The following is a 20,222-nucleotide window of genomic DNA, read 5'->3' as shown; positions in this document are numbered from 1 at the left end:
TTCGATTGGGTCCGATGTCAGCCGCCGCACCACGCCGCTCCAGACGCGCACTCGCGACGGCGGCGGCCGTCGCGGCGCTGCTGGTGGCGGTACTTCTCAGCCTTGCCGTGGGGGCCCGTTCCATACCCCCGTCCGAGGTGATCGACGCCCTGCTGCACGGCGGGCACTCCGACGCCGCCGAAGTCATCCGGAACATGCGGGTGCCGCGCACCCTGATCGGGCTGATGGTCGGCGCGGCACTCGCGCTCGCGGGCACGGTGCTCCAGGGCATCACCCGTAACCCCATCGCCGACCCCGGCATCCTCGGCATCAGCCAGGGCGCCTCCGTGGGCGTGGTGCTGGCCATCGCGTTCGCCGGAATCCACAGCCTGACGGGGTACGTGTGGTTCGCCTTCGCGGGGGCCGCGATCGCCTCCGTCGCCGTGTACGCCGTCGCCTCCAGCGGGCGCGGGGGCGCCACCCCGGTGAAGCTCGCCCTCGGTGGCGCCGCGGTCAACGCGCTGCTGGTGTCGGTGACGACGGCGGTGCTGACGACCAGGGCGTCCGCGCTGGACGAGTTCCGCTTCTGGCAGGTCGGCTCGATCGGCGGGCGCGAGTCCGACGTGGTCCAGCAGATCTGGCCGTTCATGCTGGCCGGAACCGTGCTCGTGCTGTCCGTCGCCCGTGGGCTCGACGCGCTGGCGCTCGGCGAGGACGTGGCGAAGGGGCTCGGGCAGAACGTCGCGACCGTACGGATCGTCGGCGGGGTCGGGGCCACGGTGCTGACCGGGGTCGGTGTCGCGGCGGCCGGGCCGATCGCGTTCATCGGCCTCGCCGTCCCGCACATCGCCCGCGCGATCGTCGGCTCCGACCACCGCTGGGTGCTGCCGATGGCGGCGCTGATCGGGCCCGTCATGCTGCTCGTCTCCGACGTCATCGGCCGCGTCGTCTTCCCGCCGAGCGAGGTCCCGGCGGGTGTGATGACGGCGCTGATCGGCGTTCCGTTCCTGGTCACCCTGGTACGCCGGAAGGCGGTGCCCGCATGAGTGCCGACACCTCGGTGCGGGTACGGCCCGCCGGGTACCACGTCGTACGGATCGGGGCACGGGGCCGGTTCCTGCTGCACCGGCGGGCGGCCGTCGTCGCCACCACCCTCGTCGTGCTGCTGGCCGCGCTCTGTGTCGCGTACCTCTGCGTCGGCGAGAGCTTCGTCGCGCCCGGGGATGTCGTGAAGGTGATCCTGGGGCAGCCGTCCCCCGACGAGCTGGTCGTCGGCACGCTGCGGCTGCCGCGGATGGTCGTGGGGCTGCTGGTCGGCGCGGCGTTCGGGATCGCCGGTGCGCTGATCCAGACCGTCGCCCGCAACCCCCTCGCAAGCCCCGACATCATCGGCATCAGCCAGGGGGCGAGCGCGCTCACGGTCGGCGCGATGACCTTCGGCGTCACCTCGTACACCGTGCTGCCGTATCTGTCCGTCATCGGCGGGGTGGCCGCGGCGGCCCTCGTGTACGTCTTCGCCTGGCGTGGCGGGCTGCACGCCACCCGCTTCGTCCTGATCGGCATCGGCTTCGCCATCGCGCTGCGGTCGGTCACCACGCTGTTCCTGACGAAGGGCGACTATCTGGTCGCCCAGCAGGCGCAGATCTGGATGACGGGCTCACTCAACGGCCGCGGCTGGTCCGAGGCCGCACCGATCGGCTGGACGCTGCTGGTCCTGCTGCCGGCCGTCCTGTGGGCTGCCCGCGCCCAGCGCACCGTATCGATGGATGACGACACCGCGACCGCGCTCGGGGTGCGTCTGGGGCGCGCACGGCTGGGTCTCGTCGCCCTCGGGGTGATCCTGGCGTCCGTGGCGACCGGGACGGCCGGGCCGGTCGACTTCGTGGCGCTGCTCGCCCCGCAGATCGCCCGCCGGATGACCCGGACCGCGCAGATCCCGCTGTTCTGCTCGGCGCTGCTCGGTGCGGTGATCGTGGTGTTCGGGGATCTGCTGGCGCGCAGGCTCTTCTCGCCCACCGAACTGCCGGTGGGTGTTCTGACGGCGGCGGTCGGCGCCCCGTATCTGATCTGGCTGATCGTCCGCGGTCAGGGCGGCGGCCGCGGCCGTAGTGGAGGCACCGCATGAGCTCGACCCGTACGTCCGACGCGTCCGACGCCGCGGCGGCCCCGTCCGCGACCAGCCGGCTCACCGTGCGGGAGCTGACGCTCGCGTACGAGGACCGCACCGTCGTCCACGAGCTGGACCTCGCCGTGCCCGACGGCCGGGTCACCGTCATCGTCGGCCCGAACGCCTGCGGCAAGTCGACCACCCTGCGCGCGCTCGGCCGGCTCCTCAAGCCGCGCGGCGGGGCGGTGCTCCTCGACGGCACCGAGCTGTCGAAGATCCCCACGCGGAGGATCGCCCAGTCGATCGGGCTGCTGCCGCAGACCCCGGTGGCCCCCGAGGCGATCACCGTCTGTGACCTTGTCGCCCGCGGCCGGCAGCCGCATCAGCACTGGTGGCAGCAGTGGTCGGACGAGGACGAGCGGGCGGTGACGGACGCCATGGCGCGTACGGACATCACCGCGCTCGGCGACCGGTCGGTGGACGAACTGTCCGGCGGGCAGCGCCAGCGGGTCTGGATCGCGATGGCACTCGCCCAGGAGACGGATCTGCTGCTGCTCGACGAGCCGACCACGTACCTCGACATCGCACACCAGGTGGAGGTCCTGGACCTGGTGCGCCGGCTCACCGCCCCGGCCGCGGACGGCACCCGCGGCCGGACCGTCGTCACCGTGCTCCACGACCTCAACCAGGCCGCCCGTTACGCGGACCACCTGGTCGCCATGAAGGCGGGCCGGATCGTCGCCGAGGGACACCCGAGGGACATCGTCACCGCCGGTCTCGTACGCGAGGTCTTCGGCCTGGACGCGGTGATCGTCCCGTGCCCGGTGACGGGGTCGCCGCTCGTGGTGCCGGGGGCGCCCTGGCAGGCCACGCCCGCGTCGTGAACCCGGGGTGAGGGAGAGAAGTGACCCCCCGGCCTACCCCGCCCGCTTCCGCGCCCGCCACACAAGGAACGCCGCCGACGCCACCGCGGCCGTCCGGACCACCACCGGCCACACCCCGCTCAGCGCGTCCGCCATCCCGTCCTGCGGGATCGGTTCGCCCCAGCGGCCGTCCGTCCGGCCCCAGAGCCAGACCAGGGCGCCCGCCACGACCACGCCCGGCAGACCCATCGCGGCCCACTTGGCCTCCGCGCGCGACAACGTGCGTGAGCCGTACGCGAGCAGCCAGCCGCCCGCCAGGGCGATCCAGGAACCCGTCACAGCACCCGTGACCAGCAGCGCGGCGGCGAGCAGCAGGAAGGGGTGGGAGAAGCCCCGGGCCGTCGGCGCCGACTCGCGGGGGGCGCGGCGGCGCAGGCGCGGGAGCCGTCGGCGGCGGGGTGCGGCCTCGTCGGTGCCGGCCTCCTCGGCGGGCGTGCCGTCGTCGTCCGCGGCGTCCTCCGCCGCGGTACGGGGGCCCGGAACCGCGTCCCGCGACGACGGCGGCCGCATCATGTCCGGGATCTCGACGCCGCCGACGAACCCCGGCACATCCACCCCGTCACCGAACGGCTGCGGCTCGATCCGCCACCAGTCGGGCTCGCTGCCGGACGGCCCCAGCTCGTCCGTTCCGGCCATGTGCGGCGGCGACGGGACCCGCCCGGCGGCCACGTCCGGAACCCCGGAGTCCGCCGAGCCCTCCGATTCCCCGTCCGACATCTCCGCCCGCGACGCGCCCTGGCCGGAACTGTCTTTCCGGAGCATCCCCTTGCGCGGCCGGGGGACGCCGCGCCCCTCCCCCGCGGCGGGTTCCGGCCGCTGGGGCAACTGGACCGTCCCGTCCGCCGACGCGGCCGCGGCGGCGACCAGTTCGTCGGGGGTGCCGAGCCTCCCGATGATGCGGCGGACGGCCGCCGGGCTGTCCGCGGACTGCTTTCCGCGCTGCCGGTCGATCTCGCCCCTGAGCGCCGAAACGAGCCTCATCCGGCCGGCCGAGGACAGCTGTTGCTGCTGCGCCAGGTCCCCGACCCGGCTCAGGTAGTCGTAGACGAGCTGGTCGCTCTCGATCCCCACGCGATGGTTCCCCTCTGCCGCCCTGCACCGACGGTAGCGCCCTCGCCCCCGTCCGGAGCGACTACCGTGGGACGGATGGGGATGACCACACCACCGCGGACGCTCGCCGAAGCTCTCCGCACCCGGGACGACGAGTCGTTGGCAGGGCTGCTGCGCGCCCGCCCCGATCTCCTCACCCCCGTACCGGGCGACATCACTCAGCTCGCGACGAGAGCCGGCACGCGCGCCTCCGTCGTACGCGCGCTGGAACACCTCGACCGGTTCTCCCTGCAGACCGCCGAGGCGCTCGCCGTGGCCCCCGACCCCGCCCCGTACGAGACGCTGCTCGGCCTCCTCACCGGCGACGGCCGGGACGACGGCGAGCACCGCGACGACGCGGACGCGGCGATCGAGGACGCGCTGCCCGCCGCCCTGGCCACCCTGCGCGAACAGGCCCTCGTCTGGGGCGAGAACGACCGGCTGCGGCTGGTGCGTACCGCGCGCGAACTCCTCGCGCCGTCCCCGCAGCACCCCTCCCCCACCGGTCTCGGCCCGACGGTCGCGGAGGCGACCGCCGGTATGTCGCCCGGCCGGCTCCAGGAGATCCTGGTGGCCGCCGGGCTGCCCGCCACCCATGACCCGGTGTCCGCCGTGGCGGCCCTGTCCGCGCTCTTCACCGACCGGGCCAGGATGGGCGAACTGCTGGACACCGCCCCCGCCGAGGCCCTGTCCGTACTGGACCGGCTGGTGTGGGGGCCGCCGTACGGGGAAGTGACCCCGAACCCCACCCCGCCGGTGAAGTGGCTGCGCGACCACGGGCTGCTGCTGCCCGTGTCGACCCGCACCGTGGTGCTGCCGCGCGAGGCCGCCCTGCATCTGCGGGCCGGGCGCGCCCACCGCGTACCGGAGCCCCGGCCGCCTGCCGTGGAAGCGGTCGCCGTCCGTGATCCCCAGGCTGTGGACAGCGCCGCGGCCGGTCAGGCGTTCCTGGCGGTGACCACCGTCGAGGAGCTGCTGAAGAACTGGAACGGCGGCGGCCCCCCGATACTGCGCGCCGGCGGGCTCAGCGTCCGCGACCTGAAGAAGACCGCCACCGCCCTCGACGTCTCCGAGCCGCTCGCGGCGTTCTGGGTCGAACTCGCCTACGCGGCCGGACTGCTGGCCTCCGACGGGGAGGCCGACGAGCGGTACGCGCCGACGCCCGCGTACGACGACTGGACCGAACTCCCCGCCCAGGACCGCTGGGCGCGCCTCGCGACCGCCTGGCTCGCCGCCACCCGTACCCCCGGACTGGTCGGCGGCCAGGACGCCAAGGGCCGGGCCCTGTGCGCCCTGGGCCCCGGCCTCGACCGCTCCGCCGCCCCCGAGGTGCGCCACCGGGTCCTCGCCCTCCTCGCCGCCCTGGAACCGGGCACCGCCCCCGACCCGGAGACCGTCCTCGCCCGCCTCCGCTGGGAACGCCCCCTGCGCGGCGCTTCCGCCACCGCCGGGGACACCACCGACCTGCGGTCCCGGATCGCCCTGTGGACGCTGAACGAGTCCGAGCTCCTCGGCATCACCGGACGCGGCGCGCTCGCCTCGCACACCCGCGCCCTGCTCGACACCGGGCCGGCCGAGGCCACCGCGCTGCTCGCGCCGCTCATCCCGGAGCCGCTGGACCACGTCCTGCTCCAGGCCGACCTGACGGCCGTCGCCCCCGGCCCGCTGGAACGCCCCCTGGCGGACCTGCTCTCCGCCCTCGCGGACATCGAGTCGAAGGGCGGCGCGACGGTCTACCGCTTCACCCCCGGGTCCGTGCGCCGCGCCCTGGACGCCGGACAGTCCGCGGCCGATCTGCACGCGTTCCTGGCCACCCACAGCCGTACGCCGGTGCCGCAGCCGCTCAGCTACCTCATCGACGACGTCGCCCGCCGCCACGGCCATCTGCGGATCGGCGCCGCCTCCTCGTACGTACGCTGCGACGACGAGGCGGTGCTGAACGAGATCCTCGCCGACCGGCGCTCGGCCACCCTGCGCCTGCGCCGCCTCGCGCCGACGGCCCTGGCCGCCCAGGTCGACCCGGTGTCCCTGCTCGACGGGCTGCGCGAGATGGGCTACGCCCCGGCGGCCGAGTCCGCCGAGGGTGACGTCCTGATCACCCGCGCGGGCGCCCGCCGCACCCCGCCGCGCACCGCCCCCGCCCCGGTGCCGGAGGGCCCGCCGGTCCCGGACGCCACGCTGCTCGGCGCGGCGGTACGGGCGATCCGCGCCGGGGACACGGCCGCCACGGTGGTCCGCAAGGACCCGGCCGACGCCCCCGACGCCCCGGCCGGCGCCCTGCCCCGTACGACCCCGGCCGAGACCCTCGCCACCGTCCAGGCCGCCGCGATGACCGGGTCGGCGCTCTGGATCGGCTACGTCAACGCGGACGGGGCGGCCAGTCAGCGGGTCATCGACCCTGTCCGGGTCGAGGGCGGCTTCGTCACGGCGTACGACCACACGGCGGACGAGGTCCGCACCTATCCCCTGCACCGGATCACCGGTGTCGCCGAACTGGCCGACGACGCCGCACACTGAGGTCCGGAGCCCGAAACCCGGAACCCGAGACCCGAAGGCCGGAACCCGAAGCCCGGAACCCGAGATCCGGAGCCCGGAGCCCGGAGTTCGTACGTCCCTGTGCCGAGCAGCACACCCCACCGTGGCCCCCACATGCGGCACACTGGACGTTTGGCCGTTCCCGGCCGTCCCCGCAGCAGAAAGGGCCGACGCGCGTGACCGGACCCCTCATCGTCCAGAGCGACAAAACGCTTCTCCTGGAAGTCGACCACGACCAGGCCGATGCCTGCCGTCGTGCGATCGCGCCCTTCGCCGAGCTGGAGCGCGCACCCGAGCACATCCACACCTACCGGCTGACGCCGCTCGGGCTGTGGAACGCGCGCGCCGCCGGGCACGACGCCGAGCAGGTCGTCGACGCGCTCGTGCAGTACTCGCGCTATCCCGTACCGCACGCGCTGCTCGTCGACATCGCCGAGACGATGGCCCGGTACGGCCGCCTCACCCTGTCCAAGGATCCGGTGCACGGTCTCGTGCTGACCTCCACCGACCGGCCCGTGCTGGAGGAGATCCTCCGCTCGAAGAAGGTCCAGCCGCTGGTCGGGGCGCGGATCGACCCGGACACCGTGGCCGTGCACCCGTCCGAGCGCGGACAGATCAAGCAGACGCTGCTGAAGCTGGGCTGGCCCGCCGAGGACCTCGCGGGATACGTCGACGGCGAGGCGCACCCGATCGACCTGGCCGAGGACGGCTGGGCGCTGCGGCCGTACCAGAAGCAGGCCGTCGAGGGGTTCTGGCACGGCGGCTCGGGTGTCGTCGTACTGCCCTGTGGTGCGGGGAAGACGCTGGTCGGGGCCGGTGCGATGGCTCAGGCCAGGGCGACGACGCTGATCCTGGTGACGAACACCGTCTCGGCCCGGCAGTGGAAGCACGAGCTGGTGAAGCGGACCTCGCTGACCGAGGACGAGATCGGCGAGTACAGCGGTACGCGCAAGGAGATCCGGCCGGTCACCATCGCGACCTACCAGGTGCTGACGACCCGCCGCAAGGGCGTCTACCCGCACCTGGAGCTGTTCGACTCCCGTGACTGGGGTCTGGTGATCTACGACGAGGTGCATCTGCTGCCCGCGCCCGTCTTCAAGTTCACCGCCGACCTGCAGGCCCGGCGGCGCCTCGGCCTCACCGCGACGCTGGTGCGTGAGGACGGCCGCGAGTCGGACGTCTTCTCGCTGATCGGGCCCAAGCGGTTCGACGCGCCGTGGAAGGAGATCGAGGCGCAGGGCTACATCGCGCCCGCCGACTGTGTCGAGGTGCGGGTCAATCTGACGGACTCGGAGCGGCTCGCGTACGCGACCGCGGAGACCGAGGAGAAGTACCGGTTCTGCGCGACGACCGCGACGAAGCGGAAGGTGACGGAGGCGCTGGTACGCAAGCACCGGGGTGAGCAGACCCTCGTCATCGGGCAGTACATCGACCAGCTCGACGAGCTGGGTGAACATCTGAACGCCCCGGTGATCAAGGGCGAGACGAGCAACGCCCAGCGCGAGAAGCTCTTCGACGCGTTCCGGGAGGGCGAGCTCAGCGTCCTCGTGGTGTCGAAGGTCGCGAACTTCTCCATCGACCTGCCGGAGGCGACCGTCGCCATCCAGGTGTCGGGGACGTTCGGCTCGCGCCAGGAGGAGGCACAGCGGCTCGGCCGGGTGCTGCGGCCGAAGGCGGACGGACACGAGGCGCGGTTCTACTCGGTGGTCGCCCGCGACACGATCGACCAGGACTTCGCGGCGCACCGCCAGCGGTTCCTGGCCGAGCAGGGGTACGCGTACCGGATCGTGGACGCGGACGAGCTGCTGGCCGACAACTGAGGCCGGTGGCCGGTCCGCGTACGCGGACCGGCTGCGTCTTGACGGGATCAGCCGCCGAGCGTCAGGAGCAGGGCCAGGCCGCCCACCGCCATCAGCCCCGGCAGCACGGCGATCGCCGCCGCCCACCGGCGGGCGGTGGTCCAGCGGGGACGCCATGGCAGCGCCCAGGCGGTGATCAGGGCGGGGGGCGTGATGAACGGGGCCGCGTACAGCCCGTAGGCCATGAGGCTCAGCGGAACCGTGATGTCCGAGGAGCAGTCGTCCGGGCCGCAGCTGTCGGTCGCCATCACCGCGAAGCCGATGGCGAACATGCCGAGGCTGGTCAAGAAGAAGGAAAGGACCGTGGCGACCGTGGGGGCGATCCAGGCGTTCGGGCTGCGCGCGGGGACGACGGGACCGGCGGGGGCGGGACGCATCACGTGGACGTGGCTGTTCTCCATGCCGCTACCCAACCGCGGGGCAGGGCCGGGCCACCTCCGGTCGGATACTCACACCGGGGAGGTTCCGGGTACTCAGTGCTCGCGGCGGTGGACGCCCGCCTCTTCCGCGTACTCGCCGAGGACGACCACGCCGAACGCGACGCGGGCGTAGACCTTGACGGCGCGCAGTGCGTCTCCGACGCGATGGCCGTGCCGGTGACCGGTGGCCGCGGTCGCGCCGTGCGCGGGGCCGGTCCTGCGGGCGTTCAGGGTGACTGTGCTCATGTAATCCATGGTCCTGCGCCCGGCCCGCGACGGCATCGCTCCCCGGGCGGAATCCGGGAGCGGTGCGCGTAGGTCTCGGGTCGCATGCCGTCCCCTACGGGGTGGACCCGGCGGCGGACCGGCGCTGAAGCGGCCTCAAATCCGTTCGACCCGGATGAGCACGGTCGATACAATCGCCGGTCTGCCCGCCTCCCGCACCGTGGTACCGGCCATCGCCGGCAGCCGGGGGAGCGCCGCCGACCGGACGGAAACCGGCCGACAGCCGTACGCGCCACCTGTGTGCGTACCCCGTGATCGATCCCCGAGCGGACCGCATCGCCCCGAGCAGTGCCCCGGAGCGAGGTGCGGTCCGTCGTCCTGCGTTGAAAAGCCGGAGGCAACACCGTGCCCGCGCACGCACACGAAAGCGACACCACCACCGATCCCCTGGCCCTTGAACGCGCCCATCTCGCCGCGTCCCGCTCCGCGTTGCGCGCCATGCGCGAGGACGCCCAGGCCCTCGACATCCGCGACGTCACCGCGAACTGGGTCAACGCGGCCGTTCTGCAGGCCCAGATCGACGAGCGGATCAAGTCCCTCGCCGATTTCGCCCACACCCCGCTCTTCTTCGGGCGCCTCGACTATCTGCACACGGTCGGTGCCGAGCAGGCCGAGGGTGCATCAGAAGGGGCGGCGCACAGCGCCTCGGCCAAGGGTGGTGGTGGGCGGCGGGACGACCAGTTCTACATCGGGCGCCGCCACGTCCACGACGCCGACGGCGATCCGATGGTCATCGACTGGCGTGCGCCCGTCTCGCAGCCGTTCTACCGGGCTTCCAGGAAGGACCCGCAGGACGTCGGCCGGCGCCGCCGCTTCGGCTACACCGGCGGTGAGCTGACCGCGTACGAGGACGAGCACCTCACCGACCCCGCCGAGGCCGCGCAGACCAGCAAACTCCTCCAGGCGGAGATCGAGCGGCCGCGCGTCGGTCCGATGCGTGACATCGTCGCGACGATCCAGCCGGAGCAGGACGAGATCGTCCGCAGCGGCCTCGGCGGGACGGTCTGCGTGCAGGGCGGGCCCGGCACCGGCAAGACGGCCGTCGGCCTGCACCGGGTCGCGTATCTGCTGTACGCGCACCGGGAGCGGCTCGCCCGTACGGGCACGCTGGTCATCGGCCCGAACCGGTCCTTCCTCCACTACATCGAGCAGGTGCTCCCGGCCCTCGGCGAGCTGGAGGTGAAGCAGGCGACCGTCGACGATCTGGTGACGGCGGGCGTCGAGGTGCGCGGCACGGACTCTGCGGCCGCCGCCGTCGTCAAGGGCGACGCCAGGATGGCTGAGGTGTTGCGGCGGGCGATCCGTTCGCATGTGACGCTGCCGACGGAGCCGGTGATGGTGGTGCGCGGCTCGCGGCGGTGGCGGGTGCCGGCCTACGAGCTGGAGGAGATCGTCACCGAACTCCTGGCCCGGGACATGCGGTACGGGGCCGCCCACGAGGCGCTTCCGCAGCGGATCGCGCACTCCGTCCTGGTGCGGATGGAGGAGGCGGGCGAGGCGCCCGACGACCGGGTGCAGAACGCGGTGGCCCGCACCCCCGCCGTGAAAGCGGCCGTGAAGGCGATCTGGCCGGCCGTCGAACCGGCCAAGCTGGTGCTTCGGCTGTTGTCGGACGCGGAGTTCCTGGCCGCGCACGCGGCGGGGCTGCTCACCGAGGACGAGCAGAAGACGATCCTGTGGACCAGGCCGGCCCGCAGCGTGAAGTCCGCGAAGTGGTCGGCGGCGGACGCGGTGCTGATCGACGAGGCGAGCGATCTGGTGGCGCGTACGCATTCGCTCGGCCATGTCGTGCTCGACGAGGCGCAGGACCTGTCCCCCATGCAGTACCGGGCGGTGGGCCGCCGCTGCACGACCGGTTCGGCGACGGTCCTCGGTGACCTCGCGCAGGGCACGACGCCGTGGTCGACGGAGAGCTGGGCGCAGGCGCTGCACCATCTGGGCAAGCCGGACGCGCTGGTGGAGGAGCTGACGGCGGGCTTCCGTGTGCCGCGCGAGGTGATCGCGTACGCGTCACGGCTGCTGCCGGTGATCTCGCCGGGCCTCGCGGCGGTGGAGTCGGTGCGTGAGTCGCCGGGTTCGCTGGAGGTACGGGAGGTGGCCGGTCCGGCGGAGCTGGACGCGGCGGTGCTGGCGGCGTGCGAGGAGTCGCTGCGGCACGAGGGGTCGATCGGCCTGATCGCGGCGGACGCGCGGATTCCGGCGCTGGCGGACGCGCTGTCCGCGGCGGAGCACGCGTATCTCTCCCCCGGTGAGGAGACGACCGCCGAGTCCCGCCTGACCCTGGTCCCGGCGTCGCTGGCGAAGGGCCTGGAGTACGACTACGTGGTGCTGGACGAGCCGGCCGCGGTGGTGGACGGCGAGCCCGACGAGCGTACGGGGCTGCGGCGGCTGTACGTGGCGCTGACGCGTGCGGTGTCGGGGCTGACGGTGGTCCACGCGGCGGAGCTGCCGGGCGAGCTGGCGAAACCCAGCCCCTCAGAACCAAGCCTCGCCGGCGTTTGAGGCGCGGGGGTCCGGGGGCGGAGCCCCCGGTTACGGGGAGGGGCGGGCAGGGGAACAGCCCCGCCGCAGGCGGCCCGCCCCTCCCCGCCCCTCCCCGCTACGCGTCGAGCACCGTGCGCCACTTCCGTACCGCTGCCGCGTCCACCGGTCCCGACCAGCCGTGCGGGCGGGCCGCGCTGCCGATGTGTACCGCGTCGATGCCCGCGTCCAGCAGCTCCGGCAGGTGGTCCAGGCGGAGGCCGCCGCCCACCAGGATCCGGGGCTCGTAGCCGGGCTCGCCCGCGCGGGCCGCCTCGACGAGCAGCGTCGGGATGCCCTCGTCGACGCCCTTGGGCGAACCCGCGGTGAGGTACGTGTCCAGGCCGGGCATGTCCGCCAGCTGCTTGCGCAGGGCGTCCCGGTCCGCGGCCCGGTCGATCGCGCGGTGGAAGGTCCAGCGGCAGCCGTCCAGCTCGGCGACGAGCCGTTCGACGGCGACCAGGTCCGGGTGGCCCTCGGCGTCCAGGAAGCCCATGACGAACTCCTCGGCGCCCTCCGCCCGCAACTCGCGCGCCCTGGCGACGAGTTCGTCGATGTCGCCCGCGGCGAAGCCGTCCTCCAGCCTGAGCATCACGCGCAGTGGAATGTCCACCGCCGCCCGGATCTCCGCGAAGGCCGCGCGGGACGGGGTCAGGCCGTCCGCCGCCATGTCGGTGACCAGCTCAAGCCGGTCCGCACCACCCGCCTGGGCAGCGACCGCGTCCTCCGCGTCGAGAGCGATCACCTCCAGGACTGCACGGTTGCTCATGGGATCCCAATCCTCCAGGAAGCGGCAATAGGTCTAGTCCAATGACCAGCCTACGGGGCGGCAGGCCGGCGGTGCGGCCTCCACGTGACGTGAAGATACGTGAGGTCAGACGCACTTCCGGTGAACGGGTGCCGGGCGGACGCGCGCACTCCGGACCCCTCCCCCATATCCACCCTTGCATTTTATAGGGGTGGGGGGTATACCTGACTCCGGAAGGCATACCCCCCAGGGGTATAACGTCAGCGTCAGGGAGGACACCGTGTCCGCGCAAACCGCCATAACCGGCACCGGTACCGGCACCACCGCAGAGGTCGAGCTCGCGATCGGCGGCATGACCTGCGCCTCCTGCGCGGCCCGTATCGAGAAGAAGCTCAACCGGATGGACGGCGTCGAGGCCACCGTCAATTACGCCACCGAGAAGGCCAAGGTCAGCTACCGGGGCGAGGACGTCTCCGTACAGGACCTGATCACCACTGTCGAGAAGACCGGCTACACCGCGCACGAGCCCGCGCCTTTGGCAACCGTCGAGGGCGAAGGCCCCGCTGCCGCGGAGGCCGACGAGCTGCGGCCCCTGCGGCAGCGGCTGTTCACCGCCGTGGTGCTCGCCGTGCCGGTGATCGCGATGTCGATGGTCCCGGCACTCCAGTTCGACTACTGGCAGTGGCTCTCGCTGACCCTGACGGCCCCCGTCGTCACCTACGCCGCGTGGCCCTTCCACCGCGCCGCCTGGACCAACGCCAGGCACGGCGCGGCGACGATGGACACGCTGATCTCGGTCGGCACCTCGGCCGCGTTCCTGTGGTCGCTGTGGGCGCTGTTCTTCGGCACCGCCGGGATGACCGGCATGACGCACCCCTTCGAGCTGACCATCGGGCGGAGCGACGGCGCGGGGAACATCTATCTGGAGACGGCTGCCGCAGTCACCGCCTTCATCCTCGCCGGGCGCTTCTTCGAGGCCCGTTCCAAGCGGAAGGCGGGCGCCGCCCTCAAGGCGCTCCTGGAGCTCGGGGCCAAGGAGGTGACCGTGCTGCGCGACGGCCGTGAGGTGATCGTGCCGACCGCCGACCTCCAGGTCGGGGACCGGTTCCTGGTCCGCCCCGGCGAGAAGATCGCCACCGACGGCACCGTCGTGGAGGGCGCGTCGGCCGTGGACGCCTCCATGCTCACCGGCGAGTCCGTCCCCGTGGAGGTCGGCGTCGGTGACTCCGTCACCGGGGCCACGCTCAACGCGGGCGGCCGGCTCGTCGTCGAGGCGACCCGGATCGGCGCCGACACCCAGCTGGCCCGGATGGCGAAGCTCGTCGAGGACGCGCAGAACGGCAAGGCGGCGGCCCAGCGCCTCGCGGACCGGATCTCCGCCGTCTTCGTCCCCGTCGTCATCGCCCTCGCGCTCGGCACGCTCGGCTTCTGGCTCGGCAACGGCGCGGGCCCGAGCGCCGCGTTCACCGCAGCCGTCGCCGTGCTGATCATCGCCTGCCCCTGCGCCCTGGGCCTCGCCACCCCGACCGCCCTCATGGTCGGCACGGGACGCGGCGCCCAGCTCGGCATCCTGATCAAGGGCCCCGAAGTCCTGGAGACCACCCGCCGCGTCGACACGATCGTCCTCGACAAGACCGGCACGGTCACCACCGGCCGGATGACCCTGCTGGACGTACACACCGCGGACGGCACCGACGAGAACGACGTACTGCGCCTCGCGGGCGCCCTGGAACACTCCTCCGAGCACCCCATCGCGCAGGCTGTCGCCGCCGGAGCCGCCGAGCGCACCGGCGCCGCGCTGCCCACCCCCGAGGACTTCACCAACGTCGCGGGCCTCGGCGTCCAGGGGATCGTCGAGGGCCACGCCGTCCTCGTCGGCCGTGAGCAGCTGCTCGCCGAGTGGGAGATCCACCTGCCGGTGGAGCTGGCCCGGCACAAGGCCGCGGCGGAGGCCGCCGGACGGACGGCCATCGCGGTCGCCTGGGACGGCGAGGCGCGGGCGGTCCTCGCCGTCGCCGACGCGGTGAAGGACACCAGCGCGGAGGCCATCGAGCGGCTGCGGGCCCTCGGCCTGACCCCGATCCTGCTGACCGGCGACAACCGGGCGGTGGCCGAGGCGGTCGCGGCCGAGGTCGGGATCGAGAAGGTGTACGCGGAGGTCATGCCGGAGGACAAGGTCGACGTCGTCAAGGGCCTCCAGGCCGAGGGCCGTTCGGTCGCCATGGTCGGTGACGGGGTCAACGACGCGGCCGCCCTCGCCCAGGCCGACCTGGGCCTGGCGATGGGCACGGGCACGGACGCCGCGATCGAGGCCGGTGACCTGACGCTGGTCCGCGGCGATCTGCGGGCCGCGGCGGACGCCATCCGGTTGTCGCGCAGGACCCTCGGAACCATCCGCACGAACCTGTTCTGGGCCTTCGCCTACAACGTGGCCGCCCTCCCGCTCGCCGCGACCGGACTGCTGAACCCGATGATCGCGGGCGCGGCGATGGCGTTCTCGTCGGTCTTCGTCGTCGGCAACTCGCTGCGGCTGCGGAAGTTCAAGGCGGCGTAGGACCGGTTCCCGGCCCGCCCGCACGAACCGCACCCGGGTTCCCGGCACCGCCCGTGCCGCACCCGCGCGTGCGGTTTCGCGCGCGTGCGGTTTCGCGCGCGTGCGGTTTCGCGCGCGACACCGACGACCGGGCAGGCCCCGGTCGTCGGACGGTCGTCGAGTCCGTCCGCTGTCGCACGAGCGCCAGGCGGCCCGCGCGGCCGACCGCAGGCATGTCGCGGAGCCCCGGATGCCGGGAGAATTCCCGGGCCGGTGCCGTACAGGGCACTAGGGTCGTCCCATGACCGACAGCTCGCGCGAAAGCAGTGTCCCGGGGGCCGCCGCTCTCCGTGACCGCTGGCAGGAGGCGCTCGTCGGCGCCCGGGGCGGGGCGTCCGGTCCCGATCCGGCGCCCTACGCCGACAACCTCCTGGTCCGCTGGTCCGAGCCGCAGCGGCGGTACCACACCACCGCGCACCTGACCGCGGTGCTCGATCACATCGACACGCTCGCCGGGTACGCGGCCGACGCGGATGCCGTACGTCTCGCCGCCTGGTTCCACGATGCGGTCTACCGGCCCGACCGGTCCGAGAACGAGGAGCGCAGCGCGGCTCTCGCCGAGCGTGCCCTGCCGGAGGCCGGAGTGCCGGACGGTGTCACGGCCGAGGTCGCCCGGCTCGTCCGGCTCACCATCACCCACGACCCGGCGGAGGGCGACACCAACGGCGAGGTGTTGTGCGACGCGGATCTGGCGATCCTGGCGGCGTCCCCGAGGGAGTACGCGGCGTACGCGGCGCAGGTGCGCGAGGAGTACGGCTTCGTGCCCGACGACGCGTTCCGGGAGGGGCGGACGACGGTGCTGCGTCAGTTGCTCGGGCTTCCCCGGCTGTTCCGTACGCCGCACGGGGTCGAGCGGTGGGAGCCGCGGGCGCGGCAGAACCTGTTGACCGAGTTGGAGCTGCTGAGCCACTGACCTGTGGCATCGGGGAATGCGGGGGCCGTGATCGCTGTTGGCAGCTGTCGTGCCCGACTCTGCCGCTCGCCGCCCTCGCATGCCCCTTGCCGTCTACATCCTGGGTCTCTCCGTCTTCGCTCTCGGTACGAGCGAGTTCATGCTCTCCGGACTGTTGCCGCCCATCGCCGACGACATGAACGTGTCGATCCCCCGTGCCGGACTTCTCATATCCGCCTTCGCGATCGGCATGGTGATCGGCGCCCCGCTGCTCGCCGTGGCCACGCTCCGGCTGCCGCGCCGCACCACACTGATCGCCCTGATCTCCGTTTTCGGCCTCGGTCAGGTCGCGGGTGCGCTGGCCCCGACGTACGAGGTGCTCTTCGCTTCCCGTGTCGTGAGCGCCTTCGCCTGCGCCGGGTTCTGGGCGGTGGGGGCGGCGGTCGCCATCGCGATGGTGCCGGTGAACGCGCGGGCCCGTGCGATGGCCGTGATGATCGGCGGTCTGTCGATCGCCAATGTGCTGGGCGTACCCCTGGGTGCGTTCCTCGGTGAGAATCTCGGCTGGCGGTCGGCGTTCTGGGCCGTGGGCGCGGCGTCCGCCGTGGCACTGGTCGGGGTGACGACGCTGATTCCGCGCATTCCGCTGCCGGAACAGAAGCCGCGGCTCAAGCAGGAGATGAGCATCTACCGGGACCGGCAGGTGTGGCTGTCGATCGTGATCACGGCACTCGCTGCGGGCGGTGTCTTCTGTGCGTTCAGCTATCTGGCCCCGCTGCTGACGGATGTCGCCGGTCTGGACTCGGGCTGGGTGCCGACGGTGCTCGGGCTGTTCGGGATCGGTGCGCTGGTCGGTACGACGATCGGCGGCCGGGTCGCGGACGCGCATCTCTTCGGGGTGCTGATGAGCGGTATCGCGGCCTCGACGGTGTTCCTGGTCGCGCTGGCGCTGTTCGCGTCGAACCAGGTCGCGGTGGTCGGGCTCTCGTTCCTGCTGGGTCTGTCGTCGTTCTACACGGCCCCGGCGCTGAACGCCCGGATGTTCAATGTCGCGGGCGCCGCCCCGACGCTGGCCGGCGCGACGACGACGGCCGCGTTCAACCTGGGCAACACGGGCGGCCCCTGGCTGGGCGGCACGGTGATCGACGCGGACTTCGGTTTCGCGGCGACCGCGTGGGCGGGAGCGGCGATGACGGTGCTGGCGTTGGTGGCCGTGGTGTTCTCGCTGCGACTGCAGGGCAGGGGCAGGTCGCGACGGGTGACGGGGTCGCCCACCACGGTGTCGTCGGGGGCGTCCGTGCAGGAGGAGTCGTCCGTGCGGGAGGAGTCGTCCGTGCGGGAGGAGTCGTCCGTGCGGGAGGAGTCGTCCGTGCGGGAGGAGTCGTCCGTGCGGGAGGGATGTGTCTGACAGAGGTGGCGCCTGTGACGGAGGGGACTCCTCTGACGGAGGCATGCGCGAACACGGGCACCTCCGCCGGCTGACACCGCGCGGCCCCGTCCGTGACCGCCCGGCCCCGGCCGTCACCTCCCGGGGGCCGGACGCCCCTTGGGCCGCCGCAGCCCCGCCTCCGTGATCCGTCGGACGAGTTCCTTCGAGCCGATCTGCCGCGCCCCGGCCCGTACCGCGTCCTCGTACCGCGATTCCGGTACGTCGTAGTGGTCCCGCTCGAACGCGCGGGGCGGGCAGCCGACGGAAGCCGCGAAGGCGTGCAGCTCGTCGAAGGACACATCACTGACCAGATGCGACCAGAACCGCCCGTGCCCCGGCCAGTCCGGCGGGTCGATGTAGACCGTCACCGCCGCAGTATCCCGCTCAGCGCACCGACCGGCGCGACGGCCACGGCGGCCTTGGTGCAGACCCAGTGCGGGTCCGGGCCCAGTTCCGGTTCGACGTCCAGGGCGTGCGGGTCGCCCGCGTCGCAGACCGGGCAGAGCGGCCAGCGCCCGTACCGTTCGAGCAACGCGTCCTGCACGTCCTGCGCGACGAGACCGACGACGAACGAGACACCGTCGGGCCACTGTTCGACCCACCAGCGCCGGTGGGTCACCGCGTCCTCGACCAGCGAGACGATCCCGGCCTCGGCGACGTCACCGGCGGCGAGATCGGCCATGACCAGCGCGCGGGCCGTGTGCAACGCCTGTTCCAGGGGATTCATCTCCATGGGCCCATTGTCACCCGCCCACGAACCCGCCTCTCGCGCCCGCCCCCGCCCTTTCCGCGCTGTCAGAGGTAGGGACCAAGCTGTCAGAGGTAGGGACCAAAAGGGGGTTGACGGACAACAGGGTTGAAAATATCTTTCAAATGTGACCAATGACCTGAAGGAAAGTTTCAGCGCTGATTCCCCGCCCGCCCCGGCGGCTCTCGCGGCCAAGGTGCGTACGCTCGCGCCGTCCATGACCCGCTCCATGCAGCGCGTCGCCGAGGCCGTCGCCGGTGACCCCGCGGGCTGCGCCGCCCTCACGGTCACCGGTCTCGCCGAGCTCACCGGCACGAGCGAGGCGACCGTGGTCCGCACGGCCCGCCTCCTCGGCTATCCCGGCTACCGCGATCTGCGCCTCGCCCTCGCCGGGCTCGCCGCGCACCAGCAGTCGGGCCGGGCTCCGTCCGTCACCGCGGACATAGCGGTCGACGACCCGATCGCCGATGTGGTCGCCAAGCTGGCCTACGACGAGCAGCAGACCCTCGCCGACACGGCCGCCGGGCTCGACACCGTCCAGCTCGGTGCAGCGGTGACCGCCGCCGCCACCGCCCGCCGCATCGACATCTACGGCGTGGGCGCCTCCTCCCTCGTCGGCCAGGACCTGGCGCAGAAGCTGGCCCGGATCGGCCTGATCGCGCACTCCCACACGGACCCGCACCTTGCGGTGACCAACGCCGTGCAGCTCCGCTCCGGCGATGTCGCCATCGCGATCACGCACTCCGGCTCCACCGTCGACGTCATCGAGCCGCTGCGGGTCGCCTTCGACCGCGGTGCGACGACGATCGCGATCACCGGCCGCCCCGACGGTCCCGTGACGCAGTACGCCGACCACGTGCTGACCACGTCCACCGCCCGGGAGAGCGAGCTGCGGCCCGCCGCCATGTCGAGCCGTACGAGCCAACTGCTCGTCGTGGACTGCCTGTTCATAGGCGTGGCGCAGCGCACGTACGAAACGGCCGCCCCGGCGCTCGCCGCCTCCTACGAGGCGCTGGCCCACCGCCACACCCCACGCCCCCGCTGATCCCGCCCCGAACACCGAAAGCCACAACCCCCGCACCCGCAGAGCCGTACGTGTACGCGACCGAGAAAGCAGAGCCGCTCTCCATGACCTCCACCCCCGACGCCGACACCACCACCCCCGACGGATACGGGGAACTGCGCGCCCAGCTCGAAACGCTCACCACCGAGGCTTTCCGGCCCGAGCTCGCCGAGATCGACCGCCTGGACACCCTTGAGATAGCCCGGATCATGAACGGCGAGGACCGGTCCGTCCCGGCCGCGGTCGGCGCCCGGCTGCCCGAGATCGCCGCCGCGATCGACGGCACCGCGGAGCGCATGGCCCGCGGCGGCCGGCTGATCTACGCGGGCGCGGGCACCGCGGGCCGGCTCGGCGTGCTGGACGCCAGCGAGTGCCCGCCCACCTTCAACACCGATCCCGCCGAGGTCGTCGGCCTGATCGCGGGCGGCCCGTCCGCGATGGTCAAGGCCGTCGAAGGCGCCGAGGACAGCAAGGAGCTGGCCGCCGCCGACCTCGACGCGCTGGACCTCACCGTGGACGACACCGTGGTCGGCATCTCCGCCTCCGGCCGTACGCCTTACGCGATCGGGGCCGTCGAACACGCCCGTGCCAAGGGCGCGCTGACGATCGGGCTGTCCTGCAACGCGAACTCCGCCCTGGGCGCCGCGGCCGAGCACGGCATCGAGGTCGTCGTCGGCCCGGAGCTGCTCACCGGCTCCACCCGGCTCAAGGCGGGTACGGCCCAGAAGCTCGTCCTCAACATGCTCTCGACGATCACGATGATCCGGCTCGGCAAGACGTACGGGAACCTGATGGTCGACGTCCGCGCCTCCAACGAGAAGCTGCACGCCCGCTCCCGCCGGATCGTCTCGCTCGCCACCGGGGCGTCCGACGAGGAGATCGAGGCCGCTCTCGCCGCGACCGACGGCGAGGTGAAGAACGCCATCCTCACCATCCTCGGCCAGGTCGACGGCCCCACCGCCGCCACCCTGCTGACCGCGGCCGACGGCCATCTCCGCGCCGCCCTCGCCACCGCCCCCCGACACACCTGACC

Annotated in this window: 17 protein-coding genes; 11 read left to right on the top strand and 6 right to left on the bottom strand. The window is 72.9% G+C overall.

Annotated features, from left to right (window positions below; translation table 11 throughout):
- Nucleotides 1-14: 14 nt before the first annotated feature.
- From OG306_RS21505 to OG306_RS21495, 3 genes are read left to right on the top strand one after another with little or no spacing between them, the layout of a single operon-like run.
- Nucleotides 15-1,025 carry a FecCD family ABC transporter permease gene (locus OG306_RS21505; RefSeq protein WP_266747706.1) on the top strand — a complete coding sequence of 337 codons (1,011 nt, stop codon included), beginning with the start codon at nt 15-17 and terminating at the stop codon, nt 1,023-1,025.
- Nucleotides 1,022-2,104, top strand: coding sequence for a FecCD family ABC transporter permease (locus OG306_RS21500; RefSeq protein WP_371665569.1), 1,083 nt, complete (start codon nt 1,022-1,024; stop codon nt 2,102-2,104). Before OG306_RS21505 ends, OG306_RS21500 begins: the two co-directional genes overlap by 4 nt.
- Nucleotides 2,101-2,970: an ABC transporter ATP-binding protein gene (locus tag OG306_RS21495; protein WP_266905886.1), complete on the top strand. Its 870-nt coding sequence runs from the start codon at nt 2,101-2,103 to the stop codon at nt 2,968-2,970. The genes OG306_RS21500 and OG306_RS21495 overlap by 4 nt, the downstream gene beginning before the upstream one ends.
- 33 nt (nt 2,971-3,003) lie before the next feature.
- Here OG306_RS21495 and OG306_RS21490 read toward each other — a convergent pair whose 3' ends face one another.
- Nucleotides 3,004-4,080: a hypothetical protein gene (locus OG306_RS21490; RefSeq protein ID WP_371665568.1), complete on the bottom strand. Its 1,077-nt coding sequence runs from the start codon at nt 4,078-4,080 to the stop codon at nt 3,004-3,006.
- Between the two features lie 75 nt (nt 4,081-4,155).
- On the opposite strand from OG306_RS21490, the gene OG306_RS21485 reads away from it, so the two are divergent.
- Nucleotides 4,156-6,615 (top strand): helicase C-terminal domain-containing protein, encoded by a 2,460-nt coding sequence (locus tag OG306_RS21485; protein WP_266905887.1) that lies wholly within the window; start codon nt 4,156-4,158, stop codon nt 6,613-6,615.
- A gap of 194 nt (nt 6,616-6,809) precedes the next feature.
- Nucleotides 6,810-8,453, top strand: a complete 1,644-nt coding sequence (locus tag OG306_RS21480; protein ID WP_266747701.1) for a DNA repair helicase XPB — start codon at nt 6,810-6,812, stop codon at nt 8,451-8,453.
- Between the two features lie 47 nt (nt 8,454-8,500).
- Here OG306_RS21480 and OG306_RS21475 read toward each other — a convergent pair whose 3' ends face one another.
- Nucleotides 8,501-8,893, bottom strand: a complete 393-nt coding sequence (locus OG306_RS21475) for a hypothetical protein (protein ID WP_266747700.1) — start codon at nt 8,891-8,893, stop codon at nt 8,501-8,503.
- Between the two features lie 72 nt (nt 8,894-8,965).
- A complete protein-coding gene (locus OG306_RS21470; protein ID WP_327258936.1) occupies nt 8,966-9,157 on the bottom strand; it encodes a hypothetical protein in 192 nt (63 codons plus the stop codon).
- 384 nt (nt 9,158-9,541) lie between these two features.
- On the opposite strand from OG306_RS21470, the gene OG306_RS21465 reads away from it, so the two are divergent.
- Nucleotides 9,542-11,698, top strand: a complete 2,157-nt coding sequence (locus tag OG306_RS21465) for a HelD family protein (protein WP_327258937.1) — start codon at nt 9,542-9,544, stop codon at nt 11,696-11,698.
- Nucleotides 11,699-11,795: 97 nt separating this feature from the next.
- Here OG306_RS21465 and OG306_RS21460 read toward each other — a convergent pair whose 3' ends face one another.
- Entirely contained in the window at nt 11,796-12,485 is a 690-nt protein-coding gene (locus OG306_RS21460) for a copper homeostasis protein CutC (protein WP_266747697.1), read from the bottom strand.
- Nucleotides 12,486-12,744: 259 nt separating this feature from the next.
- Between OG306_RS21460 and OG306_RS21455 the strand changes: the two genes are divergently transcribed.
- The 3 genes from OG306_RS21455 (at nt 12,745) to OG306_RS21445 (ending at nt 17,357) form a co-directional block, all read left to right on the top strand.
- Nucleotides 12,745-15,018, top strand: coding sequence for a heavy metal translocating P-type ATPase (locus tag OG306_RS21455; protein ID WP_371665567.1), 2,274 nt, complete (start codon nt 12,745-12,747; stop codon nt 15,016-15,018).
- A 280-nt stretch (nt 15,019-15,298) separates the two neighbouring features.
- Nucleotides 15,299-15,970, top strand: a complete 672-nt coding sequence (locus OG306_RS21450; RefSeq protein WP_266747695.1) for an HD domain-containing protein — start codon at nt 15,299-15,301, stop codon at nt 15,968-15,970.
- A gap of 79 nt (nt 15,971-16,049) precedes the next feature.
- Nucleotides 16,050-17,357 (top strand): Cmx/CmrA family chloramphenicol efflux MFS transporter, encoded by a 1,308-nt coding sequence (locus OG306_RS21445; RefSeq protein ID WP_371665566.1) that lies wholly within the window; start codon nt 16,050-16,052, stop codon nt 17,355-17,357.
- 113 nt (nt 17,358-17,470) lie between these two features.
- Here the strand turns inward: OG306_RS21445 and OG306_RS21440 are convergent, their stop codons facing one another.
- Together OG306_RS21440 and OG306_RS21435 are read right to left on the bottom strand one after the other, a co-directional pair.
- Nucleotides 17,471-17,746 (bottom strand): DUF4031 domain-containing protein, encoded by a 276-nt coding sequence (locus OG306_RS21440; RefSeq protein WP_266747693.1) that lies wholly within the window; start codon nt 17,744-17,746, stop codon nt 17,471-17,473.
- Nucleotides 17,743-18,111, bottom strand: a complete 369-nt coding sequence (locus OG306_RS21435) for a hypothetical protein (protein WP_266905889.1) — start codon at nt 18,109-18,111, stop codon at nt 17,743-17,745. The genes OG306_RS21440 and OG306_RS21435 overlap by 4 nt, the downstream gene beginning before the upstream one ends.
- Nucleotides 18,112-18,253: 142 nt before the next feature.
- Between OG306_RS21435 and OG306_RS21430 the strand changes: the two genes are divergently transcribed.
- Both OG306_RS21430 and murQ read left to right on the top strand, forming a co-directional pair.
- Nucleotides 18,254-19,171, top strand: a complete 918-nt coding sequence (locus OG306_RS21430; RefSeq protein WP_266747691.1) for a MurR/RpiR family transcriptional regulator — start codon at nt 18,254-18,256, stop codon at nt 19,169-19,171.
- 83 nt (nt 19,172-19,254) lie between these two features.
- Nucleotides 19,255-20,220 (top strand): N-acetylmuramic acid 6-phosphate etherase, encoded by a 966-nt coding sequence (murQ, locus tag OG306_RS21425; protein WP_266747690.1) that lies wholly within the window; start codon nt 19,255-19,257, stop codon nt 20,218-20,220.
- Nucleotides 20,221-20,222: the final 2 nt, after the last annotated feature.

It is taken from the genome of Streptomyces sp. NBC_01241 (assembly GCF_041435435.1).
Classification (GTDB): domain Bacteria; phylum Actinomycetota; class Actinomycetes; order Streptomycetales; family Streptomycetaceae; genus Streptomyces.
Note: the sequence above shows the minus strand (reverse complement) of the source record. Positions and strands in the feature narration are given on the sequence as shown.

Excerpts from the sequence above, each read along its gene's own strand:
- OG306_RS21505 (WP_266747706.1), top strand. The coding sequence starts at position 15 with ATGTCAGCCGCCGCACCACGCCGCTCCAGACGCGCACTCGCGACGGCG.
- OG306_RS21500 (WP_371665569.1), top strand. The coding sequence starts at position 1,022 with ATGAGTGCCGACACCTCGGTGCGGGTACGGCCCGCCGGGTACCACGTC.
- OG306_RS21495 (WP_266905886.1), top strand. The coding sequence starts at position 2,101 with ATGAGCTCGACCCGTACGTCCGACGCGTCCGACGCCGCGGCGGCCCCG.
- OG306_RS21485 (WP_266905887.1), top strand. The coding sequence starts at position 4,156 with ATGGGGATGACCACACCACCGCGGACGCTCGCCGAAGCTCTCCGCACC.
- OG306_RS21475 (WP_266747700.1), bottom strand. The coding sequence starts at position 8,893 with ATGGAGAACAGCCACGTCCACGTGATGCGTCCCGCCCCCGCCGGTCCC.
- OG306_RS21470 (WP_327258936.1), bottom strand. The coding sequence starts at position 9,157 with ATGAGCACAGTCACCCTGAACGCCCGCAGGACCGGCCCCGCGCACGGC.
- OG306_RS21460 (WP_266747697.1), bottom strand. The coding sequence starts at position 12,485 with ATGAGCAACCGTGCAGTCCTGGAGGTGATCGCTCTCGACGCGGAGGAC.
- OG306_RS21450 (WP_266747695.1), top strand. The coding sequence starts at position 15,299 with ATGACCGACAGCTCGCGCGAAAGCAGTGTCCCGGGGGCCGCCGCTCTC.
- OG306_RS21445 (WP_371665566.1), top strand. The coding sequence starts at position 16,050 with ATGCCCCTTGCCGTCTACATCCTGGGTCTCTCCGTCTTCGCTCTCGGT.
- OG306_RS21435 (WP_266905889.1), bottom strand. The coding sequence starts at position 18,111 with ATGGAGATGAATCCCCTGGAACAGGCGTTGCACACGGCCCGCGCGCTG.
- murQ (WP_266747690.1), top strand. The coding sequence starts at position 19,255 with ATGACCTCCACCCCCGACGCCGACACCACCACCCCCGACGGATACGGG.